At 42.9% G+C, this 20,023-nt stretch carries 18 protein-coding genes; 8 read left to right on the top strand and 10 right to left on the bottom strand.

Annotated features, from left to right (window positions below; genetic code table 11):
• Window positions 1–38: 38 nt before the first annotated feature.
• Window positions 39–797 carry a lipid A Kdo2 1-phosphate O-methyltransferase gene (lmtA, locus tag LEP1GSC192_RS18780; protein WP_020771629.1) on the top strand — a complete coding sequence of 253 codons (759 nt, stop codon included), beginning with the start codon at window positions 39–41 and terminating at the stop codon, window positions 795–797.
• Window positions 798–817: 20 nt separating this feature from the next.
• Here lmtA and LEP1GSC192_RS18775 read toward each other — a convergent pair whose 3' ends face one another.
• Window positions 818–1,537: a hypothetical protein gene (locus tag LEP1GSC192_RS18775; protein ID WP_020771572.1), complete on the bottom strand. Its 720-nt coding sequence runs from the start codon at window positions 1,535–1,537 to the stop codon at window positions 818–820.
• A 104-nt stretch (window positions 1,538–1,641) separates the two neighbouring features.
• On the opposite strand from LEP1GSC192_RS18775, the gene LEP1GSC192_RS18770 reads away from it, so the two are divergent.
• Both LEP1GSC192_RS18770 and LEP1GSC192_RS18765 read left to right on the top strand, forming a co-directional pair.
• Window positions 1,642–2,859, top strand: a complete 1,218-nt coding sequence (locus LEP1GSC192_RS18770; RefSeq protein ID WP_036091138.1) for a hypothetical protein — start codon at window positions 1,642–1,644, stop codon at window positions 2,857–2,859.
• Window positions 2,859–3,323 carry a chemotaxis protein CheX gene (locus LEP1GSC192_RS18765; protein ID WP_020771594.1) on the top strand — a complete coding sequence of 155 codons (465 nt, stop codon included), beginning with the start codon at window positions 2,859–2,861 and terminating at the stop codon, window positions 3,321–3,323. Before LEP1GSC192_RS18770 ends, LEP1GSC192_RS18765 begins: the two co-directional genes overlap by 1 nt.
• On the opposite strand, the gene LEP1GSC192_RS18760 is transcribed toward LEP1GSC192_RS18765, so the two are convergent.
• The gene (locus LEP1GSC192_RS18760; RefSeq protein WP_020771652.1) at window positions 3,320–4,297 is read right to left on the bottom strand and encodes a tetratricopeptide repeat protein; all 978 of its coding nucleotides are present in this window, start codon (window positions 4,295–4,297) and stop codon (window positions 3,320–3,322) included. The genes LEP1GSC192_RS18765 and LEP1GSC192_RS18760 overlap by 4 nt on opposite strands.
• 1 nt (window position 4,298) lies before the next feature.
• The gene (locus LEP1GSC192_RS18755; RefSeq protein WP_020771663.1) at window positions 4,299–4,904 is read right to left on the bottom strand and encodes a hypothetical protein; all 606 of its coding nucleotides are present in this window, start codon (window positions 4,902–4,904) and stop codon (window positions 4,299–4,301) included.
• A 209-nt stretch (window positions 4,905–5,113) separates the two neighbouring features.
• On the opposite strand from LEP1GSC192_RS18755, the gene LEP1GSC192_RS18750 reads away from it, so the two are divergent.
• A complete protein-coding gene (locus tag LEP1GSC192_RS18750; protein WP_020771553.1) occupies window positions 5,114–6,832 on the top strand; it encodes a DUF342 domain-containing protein in 1,719 nt (572 codons plus the stop codon).
• Between the two features lie 61 nt (window positions 6,833–6,893).
• Here LEP1GSC192_RS18750 and LEP1GSC192_RS18745 read toward each other — a convergent pair whose 3' ends face one another.
• The 3 genes from LEP1GSC192_RS18745 to xerD all read right to left on the bottom strand — a co-directional run bounded on the left by LEP1GSC192_RS18745 (window position 6,894) and on the right by xerD (window position 8,699).
• Entirely contained in the window at window positions 6,894–7,280 is a 387-nt protein-coding gene (locus tag LEP1GSC192_RS18745; protein WP_020771607.1) for a hypothetical protein, read from the bottom strand.
• Window positions 7,281–7,359: 79 nt separating this feature from the next.
• Window positions 7,360–7,785 (bottom strand): ATP-binding protein, encoded by a 426-nt coding sequence (locus LEP1GSC192_RS18740; protein WP_020771543.1) that lies wholly within the window; start codon window positions 7,783–7,785, stop codon window positions 7,360–7,362.
• 17 nt (window positions 7,786–7,802) lie between these two features.
• Window positions 7,803–8,699 carry a site-specific tyrosine recombinase XerD gene (gene xerD, locus LEP1GSC192_RS18735; protein ID WP_036091195.1) on the bottom strand — a complete coding sequence of 299 codons (897 nt, stop codon included), beginning with the start codon at window positions 8,697–8,699 and terminating at the stop codon, window positions 7,803–7,805.
• 173 nt (window positions 8,700–8,872) lie between these two features.
• Between xerD and LEP1GSC192_RS18730 the strand changes: the two genes are divergently transcribed.
• Window positions 8,873–9,421 carry a type IV pilus biogenesis/stability protein PilW gene (locus LEP1GSC192_RS18730; RefSeq protein WP_020771627.1) on the top strand — a complete coding sequence of 183 codons (549 nt, stop codon included), beginning with the start codon at window positions 8,873–8,875 and terminating at the stop codon, window positions 9,419–9,421.
• Window positions 9,418–10,488, top strand: coding sequence for an SGNH/GDSL hydrolase family protein (locus LEP1GSC192_RS18725; protein ID WP_020771670.1), 1,071 nt, complete (start codon window positions 9,418–9,420; stop codon window positions 10,486–10,488). Before LEP1GSC192_RS18730 ends, LEP1GSC192_RS18725 begins: the two co-directional genes overlap by 4 nt.
• Window positions 10,489–10,592: 104 nt before the next feature.
• Here LEP1GSC192_RS18725 and LEP1GSC192_RS18720 read toward each other — a convergent pair whose 3' ends face one another.
• Together LEP1GSC192_RS18720 and LEP1GSC192_RS18715 are read right to left on the bottom strand one after the other, a co-directional pair.
• Window positions 10,593–12,023, bottom strand: a complete 1,431-nt coding sequence (locus LEP1GSC192_RS18720) for an MBOAT family protein (protein ID WP_020771625.1) — start codon at window positions 12,021–12,023, stop codon at window positions 10,593–10,595.
• A complete protein-coding gene (locus LEP1GSC192_RS18715) occupies window positions 12,013–13,335 on the bottom strand; it encodes a hypothetical protein (RefSeq protein ID WP_020771626.1) in 1,323 nt (440 codons plus the stop codon). Before LEP1GSC192_RS18715 ends, LEP1GSC192_RS18720 begins: the two co-directional genes overlap by 11 nt.
• Before the next feature lie 170 nt (window positions 13,336–13,505).
• Between LEP1GSC192_RS18715 and trxB the strand changes: the two genes are divergently transcribed.
• Window positions 13,506–14,453: a thioredoxin-disulfide reductase gene (trxB, locus tag LEP1GSC192_RS18710; RefSeq protein ID WP_020771672.1), complete on the top strand. Its 948-nt coding sequence runs from the start codon at window positions 13,506–13,508 to the stop codon at window positions 14,451–14,453.
• 17 nt (window positions 14,454–14,470) lie between these two features.
• Here trxB and LEP1GSC192_RS18705 read toward each other — a convergent pair whose 3' ends face one another.
• Window positions 14,471–15,193 (bottom strand): hypothetical protein, encoded by a 723-nt coding sequence (locus tag LEP1GSC192_RS18705; protein WP_020771620.1) that lies wholly within the window; start codon window positions 15,191–15,193, stop codon window positions 14,471–14,473.
• Window positions 15,194–15,223: 30 nt separating this feature from the next.
• Complete coding sequence (locus tag LEP1GSC192_RS18700; RefSeq protein ID WP_036091134.1) at window positions 15,224–16,102, bottom strand: carbohydrate-binding protein; 879 nt, start codon at window positions 16,100–16,102, stop codon at window positions 15,224–15,226.
• Window positions 16,103–16,224: 122 nt separating this feature from the next.
• Here LEP1GSC192_RS18700 and LEP1GSC192_RS18695 point away from each other — a divergent pair, with 122 nt between their 5' ends.
• Complete coding sequence (locus LEP1GSC192_RS18695) at window positions 16,225–19,959, top strand: tetratricopeptide repeat protein (RefSeq protein ID WP_020771546.1); 3,735 nt, start codon at window positions 16,225–16,227, stop codon at window positions 19,957–19,959.
• The last annotated feature ends 64 nt before the right edge of the window (window positions 19,960–20,023 follow it).

The following is a 20,023-nucleotide window of genomic DNA, read 5'->3' as shown; positions in this document are numbered from 1 at the left end:
AGTTTCCTTCCTTAAATACCACACCATAAGGAATTCGTATGGCATTAATCGAAGAATTGGATCAGCAGGGGAATTTTCTATTTCGCTGGAGATCTTATATACCGGGATTTATTCTTCTTCTTTGTCTATACTCCTTAAGCAGTTTCGAATTTTTAGAAGATTCTTACGAGATCAATTTATACTATGCAGGTGCCTGTTTTATAGTTAGCTTACTCGGCTTAGCGGTCCGTTGTTTTGTGATCGGTTATGCTCCTGCCCGCACCTCCGGTAGAAATACCAAAGAACAAGTAGCGGATGTAGTCAACCAAGAGGGAATTTATTCTTTAGTTCGCCATCCTCTTTACCTTGGAAATTTCCTAATGTATTTGGGACCTGTCCTGTATTTCAGGGATATCCCTTTACTTCTGGTATTTGCATTATTTTTCGGATTCTATTATGAAAGAATAATGTTTGCGGAAGAAAAATTCTTAAGAGACAAGTTCGGACAGGACTACCTAAATTGGGCGGATAAGATCCCTGCATTTATTCCTAAATTTTCCGGTTATGTAAAACCGAAACTAGCCTTCTCTTTCCGAAATATTTTAAAGAGAGAATATCCAAGCCTGTTCGGGATCTTAATGATCTTCGTAATATTCGATTATGCGGCCAGTTTCAAGATAGGATTCGGAGATTGGAAAGAGCCTTGGGCAGTGATCACCGAACCTCAAATCTGGGCGTTCGGAATAGGCGCTGGATTCTATACGATCGTTCGAGTGATAGTTAAGACCACTAAGTGGTTAGTGGTAGAAGGCAGATAATTTCCCGCCTTCTCTCCTTCTCAGGAGCTTGCAGTATATTCTAAATAAGATTTGAATTTCTCCCCGTCTTTGGTTAAAAAAATCGGGGTTGGGTATTCTCTTTTTAAAGGAAGTAATGCGAAACCTTGGTCGTAAAAAACGATCTTCTCCACTTCGTTCAATTTATAACTAAATTCCGAGTTTCTGGCCTGAAAAGTAAATCCGCCAGGGATCTCTCGAATACTTCCCTTTCCCATTCTTCTAAAACCTTTTAGAGTCTCAGGCCGGATCTTTTCTTGCAGAGCTTCGTAAGGCAATCTTCCGGAAAGATCTAAAAATAGTATTCCTTCCATAGACCATTCTTCTTCTTTAGGGATTTTAGGTTGGGTCCTTTCCGGTTCCGTTACCATTTCCAAAACTTCTCCCCTTTTTGTTTCGTCCCAAATTTCAACTCCGAATTCTTCTTGGTCGGAAACTTCCGCTTCAGTCCTTTGTGTTTCCATTCTTTGTCTTTCGGAAAGAGGACGGATCTTTCTTTCTTCCGCAAATGCCGAATCCATTTGGGAATAGGATTCCGAACGTCCCTGTTTTTTTAGAGAAGCTAAAGTGTCCGGGGAAATTTTTTTCTCTCTCGCTGCAGGCAGATTTCCTTTCTGAAATTGACTAGAGCCAAATTCCTTTTTAGAATTCGGCTGAAAGGAAACATAAATAAAGCAGAGGATCCCTACTAAAATAAGTGCTAAGGCAATATAGAGCATCATTATATGTATCTATCCAATTCGGCCGTTTCTGAAGCACTTTTCGGGCGGTTTTTCTCCTTTACAGATTCCAGGCGCGGGCGAGTCTTCCTTGTGAACGTAGTTTTATGACAAATCCAGACGGAATTTCACTTAAAGATATTTTATTCAAAGTCGGATCGGCTATATTTCTAGGAATTTTAGTCCTAATGCTGATCATCATGCTATTAAAGCCGGATGTGGAACAAGTAGGTATTGATATGCTTGCCGGAAAAGCAAGCATTACCATGGGAAGTATCGACGACCAAAGTGTCCCAATAGATTCATTCAATGCAGCTAAAAGATTTTGTATCCAGATGTACCAAGGACAAGGATCCGAAGCGCTTTGGGCGGACTGTGCCTTCCAAACTTTAAAAGGACAATATATTTTCCGTAAGATCGGAAATGCGGTAGGTTTCACTATCACGGAAGAATCGGAACGCTCTGCTCTATGGGAAGAGGCTAAAAAGGTCTCTAAAAATTCTCTCCAAGGAGCCGGATATTCCGAAGAAGATCTGAAAAAACCGGAAGAAATTTATCGTCAGTTCCTCCAGCAGGCTCCCTTACGCTTCAGGATCGATTATAAAGTGTCCCAGTCTCTTTTCCAAAACTTCCTTCCGACAGAGATCCGACGCACGGATGGAGAACTAAACGTACTCTCCGAGGCTTCCGGAGCCAGAGTGGATCTTGACGCAGTACTGTATACGGAAGAAGATCTAGTCAAAGCCTCCGAAAGAAATTTGGAACCTACGGACGCACAATTAAAAGAACTCTACGAGAAAGAATCTTTAGATCCGAATACCTTAAAAGGAAAAGACGGCAAACCGATCCCATTCGAGGAAAGAAAGACCGTTCTCAGAAGTAAGTTCTTATTGGAAGCACGCAAAAACTCCCTGGAATCTTTAAAGGCAAAATTAGTCGCTCTACAAAACGAGCCGGACGGTTTACAAAAAATCGCCACACTTTTAGGAAGACAGACCGTTTCTCTCAAAAACAAATCTCTTTCCGACCTGAAAAAGATCAGTGTGGGTAAAGATGTATTCTCCTTAAGCTCCGACAAAAAATTCTTACAAGATTTAAGCCTACCAGGTTTGACCCAAAAGAAAAACATCGGGCCTTATAGAGAAGGAGAAAAATATGCGATCGTTTCCTTCTCCGGAGTCAAATTAGGAACTCCTGATCCGTCATTCTTGAGAACCAGGGACAGCGGCTCCTTACTCACTGCAATACTCATGGAAATTCCACAATCCCTAGAGGAAAGTATTAAAGTCGAACGAGCATCCGCTAGATCCGTTTCGGAGGAATAATGCAAATCCGCGCCGAGTTAGTAAACCCTTTCCTGGAAGCCGCCACAATCGTTTTCCGGGATATATTACAGACCGACCTGATCCGTGGAAAGATCGGGATCAAAGATACTCCGGAAACCAATCTAGAACTTGCGATCATCATCGGTGTTTTAGGAACGTTTAACGGAGAGGTCATCTACGGTCTGAACTACGACGCGGCTTTTAAAATTTCCAAAAAGCTGATGCCAGGCATGAGCGACGACGATATCAAGAACGAATACAAGGATATCTTGGGTGAGATCGCAAACATGACCACAGGTAACGCGATGAATATTTTCGCAACTGCAGGTCAGTCGATCGAGATCACGGCTCCGAATATCGTGGATGCAAAAAATGAAACGATCAAGATCCCTAAAAAACAAGCTTTAGGGATCAGCTTATTTTCCAAATTCGGAAAATTAGAAGTAAACGTAGCCTTAACTTAAAGATCGCTTCTCGCGAAAGATTCCATCTCCGTTCTCAAGGGGGAATATACTCCCTGGGATTCGGAAACGGACTTATCCAAATATTTTTTCAAAAACCGTTTTGCCCATTCCCCTTCTCCGGCTCTATAGCTGGACTTAAAGAGTAAATAAGCCCCTAATTCTTTTTCTTCCCTTTGTCTTTTAAATTCTCTGGAATTCGTATCTTCCGCATTCGGAAAAGATTTACCGAAACGATTCCAAAAATCCATAAGATAACTGCGAGCGTCTGAATATCTACCCATTTTAAAAAGCATATCACCTAATTGTAATAAAGCTCTGGATTTATACTCCCCTTCACCTTCCGTTGCGGTCCTAAGTAGAATGGATTCGGCTTCCGAATTTTTCCCTTGGGCTCTGAGCGATCTTGCGGTTTCTAAGGAAGTTTTCCATCTGGAATCGTCTTCCGCGGGAGATTCAGTAGTGGAATCCGGAGCCTTCGTATTTTCTAATTTAGATAATTCTAATTTTGCTTGGGAACTTGCGGTTCCTTCCGTAGCCGCTGCTTTACCGAATTCTTCTTTGGCTGCGTCTTTTTGTCCGTTTCGAAGTCGTAAAAGTCCTCTTTCGTAAGCGGCCCGACTCGGATCAGAGGCTTCCTTCTTCTTGCCGTTCTTTTTTTCTTTTTTGTCCGCTAGATTCGGAAGTTTTGTTTTTTTCTCTTTTAGAGGTTCTGTCACCGTTTGTTTTGATTCCGAGATCTTCGCTTCCTCGCCGGCGACAGAGGACATATTTTCAGAAACAACTTCGGATCCCGATTGTTCGGACTTTTGTTCCGTAACCACCGAGCTTGCGTCAATCGGAGGAAGTGGTCGATCCGGAGATACACCTTGGGAGGAAAAACTTTCTTCTAACGGTTCCGGAATCGGCAGAGGAAAATCCGCCGCTAACTGATTTGTACAAAGAAGAATACTTAAAGAAAACAGTATGTATTTCATTTCATTCTCCCCTATGCCTTTGTTCTTTTCTAGGAGGACGGCTTAAGCGGGATTCTTCCTTATCCGCAGGAAGTTCTTTATTCGGCTGTTTTGTGCTCGGTTCCAAACGGGGAGAATCGGAACCTTTATCGCTCGGAGTTAGGTCCTCGCGAGCAGGCCTTTCGTTTTCGGTAGGAAAGAACACTCTCGGATCCCCATTCTTCATTTTAGAATTACGGATCGTATCCGACTCTTCCAATTCGGTTTTAGGGGCAGAAGGTTCCATCTTCGGTTTTTCCCATCCGTATCTTTCTATTTCCAAAGACGAACTTCCGGAATCCGAATAAGAAGGATCGCTCCATCGAACATCCTTTCTTTTACGGTTATACTCCCTTTCTATATCCTCTAAAAATAATGCCTTTCGATCCAGTTCCTTGGCTTGGTCCTCTTCTCCTGCCAAAGCTAGACCTTTTTGGAAACTGAACCAACCTAGAACGACAGCTACCAGAACCGCCAATGCCAAAGCCGCGTTGCCGATCGTTTTTACCACGTTAGGAGGTAGATTTCCTAGAACCTGGTCTATCGAAACCCTGAGATTACTTAAAATGGAGAACGGGTTGAATGCCATAGTATTACCCTAGGATCATCGGTTGATTTGCCCGGTTTTTCAAGGACATAATTTTGGAAAAAAGGAAGGGTTGTAGTAACTTCGACAAACTGACGGTCTGAAAACTGGGAATTTTTGAAGTTTTTCCTTTATTGGGCATTAAGTCTTTTTATAGGTTTTCGATTGTAAAAAATAGGATGGAACTTACTCTCCAACAACGGCCCCCCAGGATGAGCGACTCAATCCGCAATTATACGGAATCACTATTAAAAGATCTGGAAGAGAACGAAAACGGTTTTTTCAAAGTTGAAAATCTGGATGGGCTCGCCTACCTCACCATCTTCCCCGCCGGAAAAAAAGGAAAGGAAGTAGAATATCGCGAAATCCTAAAACGATTGGACGTATTCAAAATTTCAGGAGTTAATGAAGAAGAAGTTAAGCGTGTTTTAAAATCCAAAGACTCGGAACCGCATCTAATCGGAAAATGGCCGGGCAAACCGGAAGCCTCCAGCTTGGACCTGAAAATCTCGGAAGATAAAATGGCGGTCTACGGGATCTTGCATCCGCCAAAATTCGGCGGAAAATTATTAACAAGGGACGAGATCCTTTCCCAATTGCAAGCAAGCGGGGTCGTTTTCGGGATTATTGAAGAATCCATCCTCAAACTTTCCCAAGCGGAGGATTACGGAAAAAGAACCTTAGTCGCCCAAGGTGAATCTCCTATCCCGGGAAAAGACGGAGACATTCGGATCTTATTCCAACACCCGGGCACTCCTACTCTAGAAGAAGACGAATTCGGAAGAGTGGATTTCAAAAACATACAGATCATCCAAAGTGTTAAAAAAAATCAAAAACTCGCGGAAAAAATTTCTCCTTCTCCCGGCAAACCTGGCAAAAACGTAAAGGGAGAAGTTCTTCCATTCGAAGAAGGTAAATTAGCGGAATGGAAATTAGGTCCGAACGTTAAAATTTCGGAAGATGGAAATATAGTCCAGTCTCTCATAGACGGCCGACCGCTCATCGATCGTTTCGGTGTCATTCGTGTGGACGAGGTATGTTTACTGGAGAACGTAGACTTCTCCACAGGAAATATCAATTTTCCTGGCACGATCATAGTGGAAGAATCCATAGCAGACGGTTTTACTCTGGAAACGGACGGTTCTATCATAGTCAAAAAATCCGTGGGAAAAGTATTCCTGAAAGCAAAAGGAGATATCGTTCTTTCCGGAGGATTTATGGGAAGAAACGGAGGAATGATCGAATCAGGCACCGACATCTACGCAAAGTTTATAGAACAAGGAAAGATGATCGCTAAAAATTCCATCTTCATAGAGGAAGCGGCAATGCACTCCGAACTGATCGCGGGAGAATCCGTAGTAGTCAGGGGTGGCAGAGGAGAAATTATCGGAGGCCAATGTGTAGCAGGTCAAATGATCACCTGTACGAAGTTAGGTGCAATTGTGGAAACAAGAACAATACTCAGTTGTGGAATGCCTCCCGAACTTCTATCCGAATTGGAAGGTTTAAAGACCGAGATCCGTAAAAACCAAGATATATTAAAAAAAGTGGATACTAGTATTCAAAAATTAAACGACGATTCCCAAAGAAGAAGCCTTAGTCCCGAAGAAAAAGACAGTCTCCCGAAACTACAGGCGATCCGTCAGAAGTATAATTCTATCATGGAAAACCTATTTGCTCAGGAACAATCCGCCATCCTATCCTTCGATCCCGATAAAAATTCTTTCGTGGAAGTAGAGAGAGAAATTTTCCCGGGAGTGGAAGTAAATCTTGGCAGAAATAAAAAGTTCAGCGTGAAATTAAAAGAAATTCCCGGACCTTCTTTCCTATATTTGGGAGGAGACGGACAGATCGCTCATTCTAAGGTAAAACCGAAACGATTAGGCCTTTTGCAGGAAGAATTTTTAGATTCGGAATCTTCTACCGATTAAGAAAATTTGAATAGTTCCTTCTGCCTTCCGACAAACTCACTTGCTTACGTTTGAGTGGATTTCAGTTACCGTCGGGAAATAATTCTCGGCAAGACGGAATCCCTCCGGCTTGTTCCATTTCCGAACAAGGAGTCCTCAGAAGATCATCCATACAACGTTTCACTTTTCCAACCTGCTCGTCCGTGACCTTTTCATAGTCGTCGGGAAGAATGGACTGGTTACTTTGTTCCGCCATACATTGGTCCAGGGAAGAAAATCCGGACTTGGCGGCATTCTGCTCTCCGGAAGGAAGAGACTCCAGGTATTGTGCAGAACATTCCAAATTTTTTTTACATAACTCTTTAATATAGTTTTGGCTAAGTTCCTTCACTTCCTCTTTGGATAAGGAAGGACCTTTTCTGCAGGAAAGAATAAAAATTGAAACTATCAGAATGGAAATAAATTTCATTTGGACCACCGAAACGATATGCTCGGATTATACAGAATAGACGGACAATTCTACCTTTCTGCAAGCCGTTCTTTTTGAATTATTTCATTTTTGTGAGAATCAAACGATTCCCTTTTCCGGATTGGTCTATATAAAAATGGTCCGTCAATTTTCGGACCAGGTAGAGCCCGATCCCTTCTTCCCTGTAATCCCCGGGATCATATCCTCGAATTTCTGAAATATTTTTCTGAACTCCGAAATCCCGGATACGGACTTCTATTCGGTTCTCGAGCACAGTAACTTCTAAAAAGATCGGGTAATTCGTCTTTCCTAAATACGCATGTTTGATCACATTCAAAAGACATTCCCCCACTGCCAACTTCAGATCGGCAGCGTCGTAGAGGGAAAATCCGGATTCTCTAGCTAGGTTGTAAACGAAGTTCCGCGCCACTGTCACGTAACGCGGATGGGAAGGAATTTGTATCCGAAACTGATTCGAATAGTCGATTTTTTTGATCTCGGCCAAAATTCGGTCCGGGGAAATTATCCTCTAGGATGGAATTTCTTATGAACTTCCTTCAGAGTTTTATTCGCCATATGAGTATAGATCTGGGTAGTTGAAATATCGATATGTCCCAAAAGTTCCTGAACCGATTTCAGATCCGCGTGGTTTTCCAATAAGTGGGTCGCAAAAGAGTGTCGCAAAGTGTGAGGAGTCACTTTTTTCTTAATGCCTGTTCTTTTGATATAATGGTTCAGAAGTCTCCAAACTGATTTTCGATTAATGAAAGACCCTTTTTTGGAAACGAAAAGATAATCGCAATTTCTGTTTTTCAGAATATAAGGTCGGCTTTGTTTTAAGTAACGGTTCAGAATATCCAATGACTTTTCACCGAAAGGAACTAGTCTTTGGCGTCCGCCCTTACCTTCCACGGTCAAGGTCATTCCGGACATATCCATGTCGGTCAGTCTAAGATTACAAGCTTCGGAGATCCTAAGTCCGGAAGAATACAGAAGTTCGAATATACATTTGTCTCTGAGTTCGTAAAGGTTGTCCTCTTTGATTACAGTGAACAATTCTTCGATCTCTTCCTGAGTCAAATAATCAGGGATGGATCTCATCACTTCGGGAGTTTCGATCTTCTCCGTCGGATTCGAATCCAGCTTCTTTTCATCTTTTAGAAATTTATAAAATTGGCGAATGGCAACTACTTCGCGAGCGATTGTCTTTGCGGAAATTTTACGATTCCTTTCTTCGTTCAAGAAACGAACTATGTCGTTCGCTTGGACTTCTAAGAAGTCGATATGTTCTTTTTCGAGGAAGTTCTTAAACTTGTTCAGATCGTATCCGTACGAGTAAATGGAATTGTCGCTCAGACCCTTCTCAACCGAGAGGTATTCTTGAAAATTTTGGAGTAGATTCTTATGAGAAGATGTCACTTTCTTAGTCCCGCTTCCGATTATTACAGTACTAAATCCTTCGGACAAATTCTCCCTCGAGATTGAAACTTTTTTAAGATTGCGGCACGAGGTGGCCCGTAAATTGTACAAATTCGACGGGCCGACATAACAAAAAACCGCCCTTTTTCTTATCCCCTAAGGGAAAAAAAACTATGGAAATGAGACAGAAGTTCCGATACGCCATAATTTTGCTTATGTCCCAAATTGCTTTAAATTGCGATTCCTCGGGTGAGCTAGCGAGTAAGGCGAGAGAAAAGGAAGCGCAAGGTAACACTGCCGAGGCTTTATATTATTACGATTTAGCGCTTCGAGAAAATCCTGAAAATTTTACTGCGAATAAAAATTTAGGAATTCTTTTGGCGGAAAGCGGAGAAGCACCCGGATCCGCAGCACTCTACCTAGAAAAAGCTCTCAAAAAGGATCCTAAAAATCCGGAGATACTTCTGTATCTTTTGGAAATTTATTTATTAGCTGGGTCGAGAGACGAAACGGAAACCGTTTTAAGAGGATTTTCGGAAAGCTGGGACAAGGATAGAGAGAGCCTCGCAAAGTTTTTAACCTCTTGTATCTTAGATTCTAAGAAGAATGTTTCGGAAAGAAAACGTTTTTTGGAGAATCGGATCCCTGAATCCAACCCTGCTTCCAAAAGACTCTTTACCCTTTGTGGAAAAAAACTCTATGAGGAAACTTCAGGCAAATGAGAGAAGGTCCTTATTACAGAAAATTCCGTTTTCATTTTTTATTATATTCCATTTTTCTTTTTTTACTTTTAGAAATTCTACTTAGACTTCCCTATTTCCCTTCCGTTCAATTCAGACTGGAAGATAAAAAACTACATTGTTTAGTAGAGACTTCCGGAAATCTTTTCTCGATTCCTTGGATGAGACTTTGTCCGAACCAAAATTTGGATTTGTTTCATCCCGAAAAGAATATTCGTTATCATGTATCTACGGATATTAGAGGAGAAAGGCTGACCTCTGCGGTTAGTATAGATGATGCGCGGAGCAATGCCGAAAGTACCGGTAGGAGCTCCTACAAGACGGATGCACCGGAAATTTGGATCTTAGGAGATTCAGTCGCCTTAGGATATTTGGTTTCCGACCAGGAAAGCCTTCCTTGGGCTCTACAAAATGAACTGATAAACGATAAAAAAACGGAGATTGTTCGAAATCTGGGAGTGGACGCACTTGGAAGTTTCGGCATCCAGGAGAGATTAGAAGAAGTTTTGAAAACTTCTCCCCCGCCTAAGGTTGCGTATTGGATCTATCATATCTCAGATTTTACGGATTCTTATCGAGAATTAGCATTACAAAATTCCGGGACAAAAAAGACACTTGTTCGAATTTCCTATTTTCTTTCTAAATACAGCGCAATATTCAACGCATGTAAAATTGTTTATGAAAAATACAAACCGGAGTCCGGGGAAAATTTAGTCATTCCCTCTAGCGGTTCCGTCTTAGGCCCGGATCACCCTCATAGAAAAGCGGCCATTTCTTTTTTTGAATTTACCAAAGAGAAAAAGATCCCTCTGGTTCTGGTGTTTCTTCCGGAACCGAACGAAAAATACGAACCTGTTGTTGACTCGGCACTAGTGAAAGAGGTTCGACAGATCGCAATCGATTCTAAAATCCCGGTGTTGGACCTCCAACAATCGATTTACGATTATTGGAAGAAGAACAATCAGGAGATTTTTCTTCCGAAAGACGGACATCCGAATCCCGCTTTATATCGTTTTATAGCTTCCGAGATAAAGAAAGATATTCACTAAAATATTTTCGCCCGGGAGCCCACGGAGAAGAAATGACTCGCGAGGAAGTTTCTACCCGGATTAACTCCTCTGTGCTCTTCGTGATCTCTGTGCGAACCCAAGTCTTAGAACTGAAAATACAAGAACGGTGCGCTTACAGTCACACTATATAAGATAAAACAAATAGAGATCAGGATCGCGGAGATCCCATAGACCCAGATCCGATTTTCGAAAAGTTTTTTGGCCCAAGGAGTTTCTTTTTCCATCAGATAATCCCCGAACATGAGAATAAATACTGTGGCAAGAACGGATAACGGCACAGGCAAAAAGTCTCCCTGGACCCCGGAGAACATTCTGCTAACCATTGCCCAGCCTACTTGGACGCTATTACCGATCCCTTCGACAGGTCTTGCTCGGAAGAAATACATAGAGATCCCGAAGATGGTAAACGGATACGCTACTTTGATCGTGCTTGGGATCTTGTCCCAATAATTTTTGATCCTTTCGAAAGAGAATGCAAATCTTTCGACGACCATTAAACTTGCATGCACGAATCCCCAAACGATAAAATTCCAATCCGCCCCATGCCAAATCCCGCTCACGAATGTGGTGAGAAATAAGTTTACGTAAGTCCTGGAGACTCCTTTTTTGTTCCCACCCAAGAAGATGTATACATACTCCTTCAACCAAGAGCTGAATGAAATATGCCAACGCCTCCAGAATTCCGAAACCGTTTCGGAAAGGAACGGTTGCCTGAAGTTAATCGGGATATGGAATCCCATGATCCTTCCGGTTCCGATGGCTACGTCCGAATATCCGGAAAAATCGCAATACATCTGGATGATGTATAAGGAACCTGTGACGGCTAAAGAAAACCAACCGTAATGAAGAGGATCCGCAAATACGGGATCGATAACTGCGGCAATCGGATCCGCTACGAATGTTTTTTTGAAAAGTCCCCAGGCAAGTTGTCTGATCCCCGGTAGTAGATTTTCTTTTTTGAACGTATATGTGTCCAAAAATTGGTGAAGCATGTCCTGGGCTCGAATAATCGGTCCCGCTACCAACTGAGGAAAGAAGCTTAAAAATAATCCGAACTGGAATAAGTTCTCCGCTCGTTTTACTTTTTTATGATATACATCCACCGCATAAGCGATCGCTTGCAACGTAAAAAAAGAAATTCCCATCGGCAACAGGATGCCGGACGGATACGCGTAATAAGGCTCACAAGGCACAAGTCCCAGGACCGTATTCCAAACCGCAAAAGAGAAATCCAGATACTTGAAAAAATAGAGTAGAGCCAGATTCCCCCAAATCGCAATATTCAGGAAAAATAATTTACCAAATCGGGATTGGGATTTATCCATCCAAAGCGTGCAAAAATACGTAATCGCAATGGAATAGATTAATAATAAGATGAATGGAACTCTAAAAACCGCATAAAAATACAAACTTGCGACTAATAACCAGAGTTTTTGGAATCTGGATGGCACCAGAAAGTAAATTAGAATGACTATGGGTGCAAAAATTAAATAATGAAGGGAATTAAAGAGCAAGATCCGTCTCCTTCAATTTGGCCTTAAGAGAATCCGCCGCCCAGATATTTCCTCTTTTCGTAAAATGTCCGTCTTCCGGAATATAATGATCCAAGATCCCGAATTTTTTCCCGTTCCGATCGAAACCGCACATGGAGGCGGTTTCCTTTTTGAAACGTAAAACATTCACTCCGCGTTTTTCGAAGAATGTAGAGGCTCGAGTCGCGTAATTTTCCAAAGGATGATATTTTCCGTTATTATAACAATAGATCTCTTCGATTTGGATCGGAAGAATGACAGGAACTAGTTTAAATCCTCTTTTTTTGGCAAGATCTATCATCTTTTGGTAATATTCTTGCGTGAGTTCCGGCAAAGCGGGAAGAGTTTCGATAGAAGGAGCCGAATCCACACAGGTCACATGAGCCGGCACAGGTTCGGGACACATTGCTCCGAATACTGCTGAGGTAGGTGTGATATCCGAATCGCAATTCGGTTTTTTTACGGTTCTAAAAAAGGAAGATTCTAAATAGGAAACTAAATTTCCGGAAGGACGATTGGAACCGGATTGCAAATCTGCATCTGCATCCGCAGATACTAATAATCCACATTTGTAGATCCCAGCAGAATCCAACTCCTTACAAACGGAAAGTTTAGTGACTGCGAATGTGACTTGGATCTGCTCGTAGGCTAGCTTGAGAGCCTGGAGTGTATAAGAAATTCTTGTTAAAATAAATTGTAATTTAAAATTCCGAGCGTAGTTCGGGTCTTTTTCCCGAATCGCATCCGTTTGGTCGTCGGGCAATATTCCTTTTTTTGCAAGTGCTTCCGGCATATCGAAATCGTTGGGAGAAATAAAGAATAAGACTTCTTTTACATTGTCCAATTTCGCGGAGATATCTTTGAGTCTATAATACGAACCTCTGGATCCGTAGGCGTCTACTCCCAGGTTCAGAGCCTGCCTTGCTTCTCCCTTTAATTCGATCCCATCCAAAAGTTGGCAAAATGTATCCGAGTCTCCTACTCCGAATCCCATTACCAAACTATCCCCTAAGCAGAGAAGTTTCGGTTTTCCAGGGATAGGTTCTTCTTTACCGCGGAGCCCAAGTGAGTTGATGCTGAACTGGCCTTCCCATTTTCCTGCGAAATGGCTGACATATTTGGACTCGCCAGGTTCCAAGGACACGTAATAGTCCGGATGAAAACTATGAATGAGTTTGAGATCCCTATAGTATTGGAGAGAGGGACTGCGTAATAGAACCAAACCGGCTTCGGTTCCAAGAAAGATGAATATCAAAAAAACTAGGCCGAAAAACGATTTTTTGGCGAAATCCATGAATACTGGATAGCATTTGGATTCCTACCCGGATGACAAGACAATTCATCTAGGAAAGGGACTGTTGGAATTCCGACTCTTTTGTCTCGAAAAAAAAGATCTACTTTACAATTTCCCAGTCTAAAAATAAAATCAATTTAGAATCATTCTAAATCATTAGAGGAAATGAGATGCCCCATAAAGTAGTCATCATCGGATCCGGTCCTGCGGGTCATACGGCAGCAATCTATGCAGCCAGAGCGAATTTGAATCCTGTCATGTATGAGGGATTTATGGCGGGGGGAATCGCCGCAGGTGGACAGCTCACCACCACAACTGAGGTGGAAAATTTCCCGGGCTTTCCGGAAGGGATCGATGGAACCCAACTCACAAATCTGTTCCGCGCTCAGTCCGAAAAATACGGTACAAAAATTATTACCCAAACCATAACCAAAGTGGACTTCTCCAAAAGACCTTTCCGTCTTTGGTCGGACGATGAATTGATAGAAGCGGAAACCGTGATCATCGCGACAGGCGCCACTGCAAAAAGAATGTTCATCCCTGGTGAAGATTCATATTGGCAAAAAGGAATTTCCGCCTGTGCGGTTTGCGACGGAGCGCTTCCAATTTACAGAAACAAAGAATTGGCAGTTGTGGGCGGAGGAGATTCTGCCGTAGAAGAAGCGGCTCACCTAACTAAGTTCGCATCCAAAGTATATCTGATCCACAGAAGAGATTCTTTAAGAGCCTCTAAGATCATGCAGAAAAGAGCCACAACCCATCCTAAAATAGAAATTATCTGGAATACGACCGTAGAAGGAGCGCAAGGAAACGGAAACCAACTCACTTCCCTTTCTGTGAAAGAATTGACTACCGGAAAAACGAAAGAACTTCCTGTGGGCGGTCTATTCTACGCAATTGGTCATAAGCCGAACACTGAAATTTTCGAAGGTCAATTGGATCTGGACGAAACAGGTTATATCAAAACCGTTCCCGGCACGACACGCACCAGTGTGGAAGGTGTGTTTGCTGCCGGAGATGTTCAGGACAAAACTTACAGACAAGCGATCACTGCTGCGGGTTCCGGATGTATGGCGGCTCTCGAAGCGGAAAGATGGCTGGAAGCTCAGGAAGAGTAATGAAGCAGTGATGGCGCCTACGGGCGCTCTATCAACTGACCTCTTTTTTGAAGAGTATCATAAATATATAATGTAGGAAGGTTCGGCTTTTTTTTGTTAGGGCTGGACTCTTCTTCCCTTTTAACGATCATTACTAGTTTGTTTTCCGGAGTGTCCGGTAAGATCTTTTCTAGATAGAATTTTTTGGGAAGTATAGGAAGTAACTCGTCGGAGTTCGGATCGTATACGAATACTTTTTTGGAATCCTTTTGATTTAGATACCCGTCTTTATTCGTATCCTCGGGCATCCCAACGATCACGAATTTTTTTCCCGTTTTTAACCCGAGGAAAACATCCTCGGAAACCTCTTGTGTTTCGGAATTGGAACTCGGCTTTTCGGGTTCCGCGCCGTAAAAATAATCCCAGATATATACGCTCTTATTGAATACTTTGCGATTCCTTCCCGTTTGCAGGTCTACGAACACTAGATTTTGGGCGTGGTTTAAAGTTTTACGGGGACCGAAGTTTTCTCGGTCCCTGTTTAGACCCAAGGGGTAGTACAAAAATTTTCCCCAAACTACGGATGAATGTTCCACCAGATCGTCGTCAGGTTCCACATATACCGTTTGAATGCTGTTAGACGGATGTTTTGCGAGCTCGATCCCTCGATCGTATACAAACCAACTTTTCAATAAGGTAAAGACGATCAGGATGATGATGATCCCGATCACCAAATATACGGAGAGACGCAACTTTTCCATAGAACGGATCTAAACAATCCGTTCTATACCTTAGGGGTCAATCTTCTTTCTTTCCAAAACTCCGGTTCTGGTAGGAACAACTAGTGCGGAAGAGATCTCTCCTGTATCTTCTCTTAACACCGTAAGAGGATTATAAGTATCCACTACGATCTTTCCATCTACTAGGAAGTTGTATTGGTATTCACCCGGTTTTAATTTTTTGACCACTCTAAAGGTTCCGTTTCTTTCTTTGATTAAAAAATCGGACTCCGGATCCCAATGGTTAAAATCTCCGATCAGACTCACCGATTCCGCTTGGGGTTGATAGATCCTGAATTCCACGGTCCTAAATTCTTTTTCTTCATAAGGAGAATCCTCTAAAACGCGGGTGCTTGTCTGTTTATTCGGACCACCTTCTCGGAATACAATCCTGGAAACGAGGGAACCTTCTCCATCTTCCACAGTGTCAGGGTTTTCCGGATCATGAGTGAAAATACCGTCCACCTTAAACTTGTATTCGTAGGCAGGTTTCGTTTCGTAAAGTTGGTCTCCGTGAATATCCACGACCCCGTAAAAAATTCCCTTATCGTTCTTCTGTAAGGAAACACATTGCCAATGACTGAATTCTCCACAAACACTTACCTCGTCGTTTGCAAGACCTTCATAACTGAATAAAACTCCGCGGTTCAATAATCTCCCGGTCTTTAAAGCGGCGAAAGTATCCACAAATCGGATGAACCTAGGCGGGACCGCTTTTCTCAAATTCTCCAATTGCCAGAAATAATAAATTTTTTCCTCGGGAAGGGCTTCTTCTCCTTCCTCATAATCCACGGACCGGAAGGCTCCAATCCAATCTTCCGCCTCCTCCGCAGCAAGAGCGAAGGTCAATATCAAGGTAAGTAAGGCAACCGCCTTGGCTTTATGCACCATAAACCGATTGTCGTAGGTTTTCCCGGAAACCCTAAGCGTATTTCCGGGGCCTGTCCTAGATCCGACATAAGGAAAAAATCTTTGCTCTTTCACGGACCAGCCGATACTATTGGAAGGACTTTATGGCTGATTATTCAGAACAGGAACTGGAGCAGATCCGCTCCATCTTGGATCCTTTGAACAAGAATCCGGAATCTTCCGAAGATTTGAATCCTATGCTTTCCACCTTCCGTGAAAAGATGGGATACGGTGTTCCTATATCTATCGGGGACGACGACGAGGAGCAACCGGAAGAAGGTTCCGAAGAAAGTTTCGATCTAGGCGACGAGGACGAAGCTCCTACACCTCTCCAAAAGCCAAAGCCATTATCCTTTTCCGAAGACGACGATATCGATCTGGACGAATTATTAACTGAACCTTCGCAAACGGGCGAGCCGAGTGCGGATGCCGGAGAAGATCCATTTGGTGGATTTGACGAAGCTCCTACAGCCACCGATGATTTCGGTGATTTTGCAACTCCCGAACCTGATTCGGACCCATTTGCGGATTCCGGTTTGGACGATTTCGGGGCTCCCGAAGCGGAGGAACCTTCCGCAGGTCTGGAAGATTTCGGAGCTCCTACATCGGAAGATCCATTCGGTGGATTCGATTCTGCTCCTGAACTAGATACTCCTTTTGAAACGTCTCCTAACGAAGACTTGGGCTCTACTCCAAGTTCCGACCCATTTGCGGATTCCGATCTCGGAATGGATGACTTCGGTGCGACACCTTCCTCGGATTCCGAAGATCCATTCGCAGGTTTAGGCGGAGAAGAACCCGGAGGTTCAGGTCTTGAAGACTTCGAAGCTCCTACAACCTCAGGCAGTGAAGATCCGTTTGCTGCTTTCGATGCTTCCGGAATGGAAGATACCCCAGGGGACGAATTCGGTTTAGAAGAAGGAGATCCGTTCGGAGCCTCCCCCACTTCCGGTGACTCCGATTTCGGAGATCTGGGTGGTTTTGATTCAGGACCTTCCGATTCCGGAGACTTTGGAGGCGGCGATAGTTTTGCCGAAGCTCCTACAGACTCAGATCCATTTGCAGATTTTGCACCGGTTTCCGGTGGAGACCACGATCCATTCTCAGATCTTTCCGGAGCTACATCCGTTCCGGAGTCGGATCCATTCGCCGATTTCGCAGCAGAACCGGCTTCGGCGATGGAAATGGAATCGGTTCCGGAATCTTCCGATTTTACGAGTTTCTCCCCTGATCTGGATTCCGACTCCGGGGATGAGGACATCGGAGCCGCGGCATTCGAAGAAGATTTACGATCTTTGAGCGGAGAAGATAAGGACGATATAGATAAGTCCCTGACGGATGAAGAACTTGCGATCATACAAAGAGAAATACTTCGTTATCCGCCGCTTCTTCGCAGAACCCTCATAGAATCCATAGTCCAAGATCGTCTTTCTAAAAAGGCACAAAGAGATCTATTAGAACTTATTAAAATAGAAAGTACCCCCGAGGATATCGCGGCCTTCCTATCTTCCGCGTTAGGAGTCACCGTTGCTCTTACGGATAGAACCGGCGCTTATTCGGCGGACGGTGTTCCTATTATTTCTTCCGATCCGATCTATATAAGAGAAGGTCTTTTAGAAAGACGGAAGAAGATCCGTAGGACATTTTTCGCTGCGGCTGCAGCGATCCTGATCGGATTCGGAAGTTATTTCACTTACAAACATATCATTCTTCCTAGACAAGCAGCCCAAAATTACGAAGCAGGTCTAGAACAGATCCGTGAAATGGGTGCCAAAAAATTCGCCGGGACATTAAGTAAAAATGAAACTGTCGAATATATTAGTCGTATAGAAGATTTTTATGATAAAGGATTCGATATAGATCCTTATAATCTGAAATATATGAACCTGTACGGAGTGGAATACAGCCGAGCAGGAGAATATGAACTTTCCTTCCAAAAATTATTCGGTAAAATAGAGCCGGATCTTGGAATGGGAACATTAGATTCTTGGAATAAAAGAGAACAATCTCCTATGGTCCGATTGGCCCAAGGAGAATCTTGGAATGATAAAAAACTAAAAACCAACGCGAGCGTAAACCAAGGAAAAGAAGGAATTAAATTCCTTTTAGACCAGGAAAAAACGCCTAGAAGAGTACTCGTCGCCGGCGCATTTCTCGCAATGAGACTGAAAGAAAGGACCCATGATAATAATACCTACAGAAACCTAGGTTGGTTCCATTCTCAGATCATGCCCGATTTTGCGGAACCGGCAGAAGGCAAAAAAGGAAAATATAAAAACGACGCATTGGCTGTTGATTATTATTCCAAGGTATTTACGGACGGAGAAAGCCCGTATGATGAGGATTCCACCGCAGGTATCGCTAAAATATATTATAATAGAAGAGAATTCGGAAAAGCAGCTTCTTTCTACAACCGAATTGTAGAAGCGAACCCTAAAAGTATTCCCGGTCAATCGGGACTTGTTTCCACGTATTTGGAAATGTGGAAAGAAAGTGGGGATCCTCAATTTGTTTTAAATCATCATCGTCTGCTTAGGAACAATCTGGACATGGAGTCCGAACTCCCCTTCTACACTCTGGCAAAACTTGCATCCTTTTACGCTGCAATCGATCCGGAAGAACTTCGGATCAAATACAATATCAACCCTGTCGACCAAGTCTCCGGAATAGAGATAGAAGAAAGTGCGATCAGGCTATTAGATACGATTTACAGAAAGTCCATGGAAGATGAAAGGACCGGAGTGGAGATCGAAGGAAAAGATTACGCGGAAGGATATTACCAAAGAGGCCAATATTTTCTTTCTCAAAAGGAAAATAGCCAGGCAAGAAGGTTCTTTGAAAAAGCGGCAACTCTCGATCCAAAACATTGGCTTGCAGTTCTGGAACTCGCAGAACATTCCATTCGTGTAGGAAATTTTGAAGAAGCAAAAGATCTTTTGAAAGAAGCGGAAGCTCGTTATCAAATGAGCGAACGTTGGTTCGGCTCCAAAGACGAGGACGAAACCTTATTTGAAGGAAATCCCGCGCGTATCCATTTCGACCTTGGAAAGATCAGATATTTATTATCCGCTGGACTTTCCGACAAAGATTCGCTGAAAGAATTCCCCGGTCGAAAAATTTATCCGTTTCGTGCCCGCTCCGAATCGGATGGAAAAAGTCTCTCCGTCTTAAAGGAAGAGGAAGAGAAAAGAAATCGTAGGAACGAACTGAGAAATTCTCTCCAAGAATTCGCAAAAGTCGATTCGGAAGAACCCAAATTCGAACTCGTCCGCAAATGGAGAAGAGAACTTCCTGGGTCCATGCTAAGAGAAATGAAATTTTTCAAAGGCTGGGTGGAATATATGGACGCAGATTTCGACAAGTCTTTGGTGGATTGGACCGGTTTCGAAGACAAGGACGAATATTATAATCCAACCCTTCTCATGGCAAAAGGAAATGCCTTCTTCTATACCGGTCAGACCAAAACCGCTCTTGGATATTTCCTAAGAGTTAAAGATGATATGGAAGAAAAACTTCCTCAAATGAGTTCTCCTAAAACGGAAGATCCATACCACCAAGAAGTGTATCAAACTCTGACTGCTGCTTATAATAATATTGGTGCTTGTTACGAGACTCTTTCTAAAAAAGCGAACGCGCAAGAATCGGAAAATTATACTGCCCAGGCTCTCCAAAATTATTGGAAGGCGATCGAAACCGCACGTAAGATCAATGAAGCGAGTGAAATTGCACTTTCTAATAAAGACCTTCTCTTCAAAAAGGAAGCTCTCAAAAGAGAACCTCTTTTAGAAGACTGGGTTTCGCCTACTTTAGATTCGATTAAGGATCTAGTTCGTAAATAATTCGTTTCGCACAGAGCTCACGAAGAACACGGAGTTTTTTAAGATCGCGGTGTAGGACTTCCTA

It is taken from the genome of Leptospira sp. B5-022 (assembly GCF_000347035.1).
Classification (GTDB): domain Bacteria; phylum Spirochaetota; class Leptospiria; order Leptospirales; family Leptospiraceae; genus Leptospira_B; species Leptospira_B cinconiae.
Note: the sequence above shows the minus strand (reverse complement) of the source record. Positions and strands in the feature narration are given on the sequence as shown.

Coding starts and splice junctions, on each gene's coding strand:
- lmtA (WP_020771629.1), top strand. CDS start 39: ATGGCATTAATCGAAGAATTGGATCAGCAGGGGAATTTTCTATTTCGC.
- LEP1GSC192_RS18775 (WP_020771572.1), bottom strand. CDS start 1,537: ATGATGCTCTATATTGCCTTAGCACTTATTTTAGTAGGGATCCTCTGC.
- LEP1GSC192_RS18770 (WP_036091138.1), top strand. CDS start 1,642: ATGACAAATCCAGACGGAATTTCACTTAAAGATATTTTATTCAAAGTC.
- LEP1GSC192_RS18765 (WP_020771594.1), top strand. CDS start 2,859: ATGCAAATCCGCGCCGAGTTAGTAAACCCTTTCCTGGAAGCCGCCACA.
- LEP1GSC192_RS18760 (WP_020771652.1), bottom strand. CDS start 4,297: ATGAAATACATACTGTTTTCTTTAAGTATTCTTCTTTGTACAAATCAG.
- LEP1GSC192_RS18755 (WP_020771663.1), bottom strand. CDS start 4,904: ATGGCATTCAACCCGTTCTCCATTTTAAGTAATCTCAGGGTTTCGATA.
- LEP1GSC192_RS18750 (WP_020771553.1), top strand. CDS start 5,114: ATGAGCGACTCAATCCGCAATTATACGGAATCACTATTAAAAGATCTG.
- LEP1GSC192_RS18745 (WP_020771607.1), bottom strand. CDS start 7,280: ATGAAATTTATTTCCATTCTGATAGTTTCAATTTTTATTCTTTCCTGC.
- LEP1GSC192_RS18730 (WP_020771627.1), top strand. CDS start 8,873: ATGGAAATGAGACAGAAGTTCCGATACGCCATAATTTTGCTTATGTCC.
- LEP1GSC192_RS18725 (WP_020771670.1), top strand. CDS start 9,418: ATGAGAGAAGGTCCTTATTACAGAAAATTCCGTTTTCATTTTTTATTA.
- LEP1GSC192_RS18715 (WP_020771626.1), bottom strand. CDS start 13,335: ATGGATTTCGCCAAAAAATCGTTTTTCGGCCTAGTTTTTTTGATATTC.
- trxB (WP_020771672.1), top strand. CDS start 13,506: ATGCCCCATAAAGTAGTCATCATCGGATCCGGTCCTGCGGGTCATACG.
- LEP1GSC192_RS18705 (WP_020771620.1), bottom strand. CDS start 15,193: ATGGAAAAGTTGCGTCTCTCCGTATATTTGGTGATCGGGATCATCATC.
- LEP1GSC192_RS18700 (WP_036091134.1), bottom strand. CDS start 16,102: ATGGTGCATAAAGCCAAGGCGGTTGCCTTACTTACCTTGATATTGACC.
- LEP1GSC192_RS18695 (WP_020771546.1), top strand. CDS start 16,225: ATGGCTGATTATTCAGAACAGGAACTGGAGCAGATCCGCTCCATCTTG.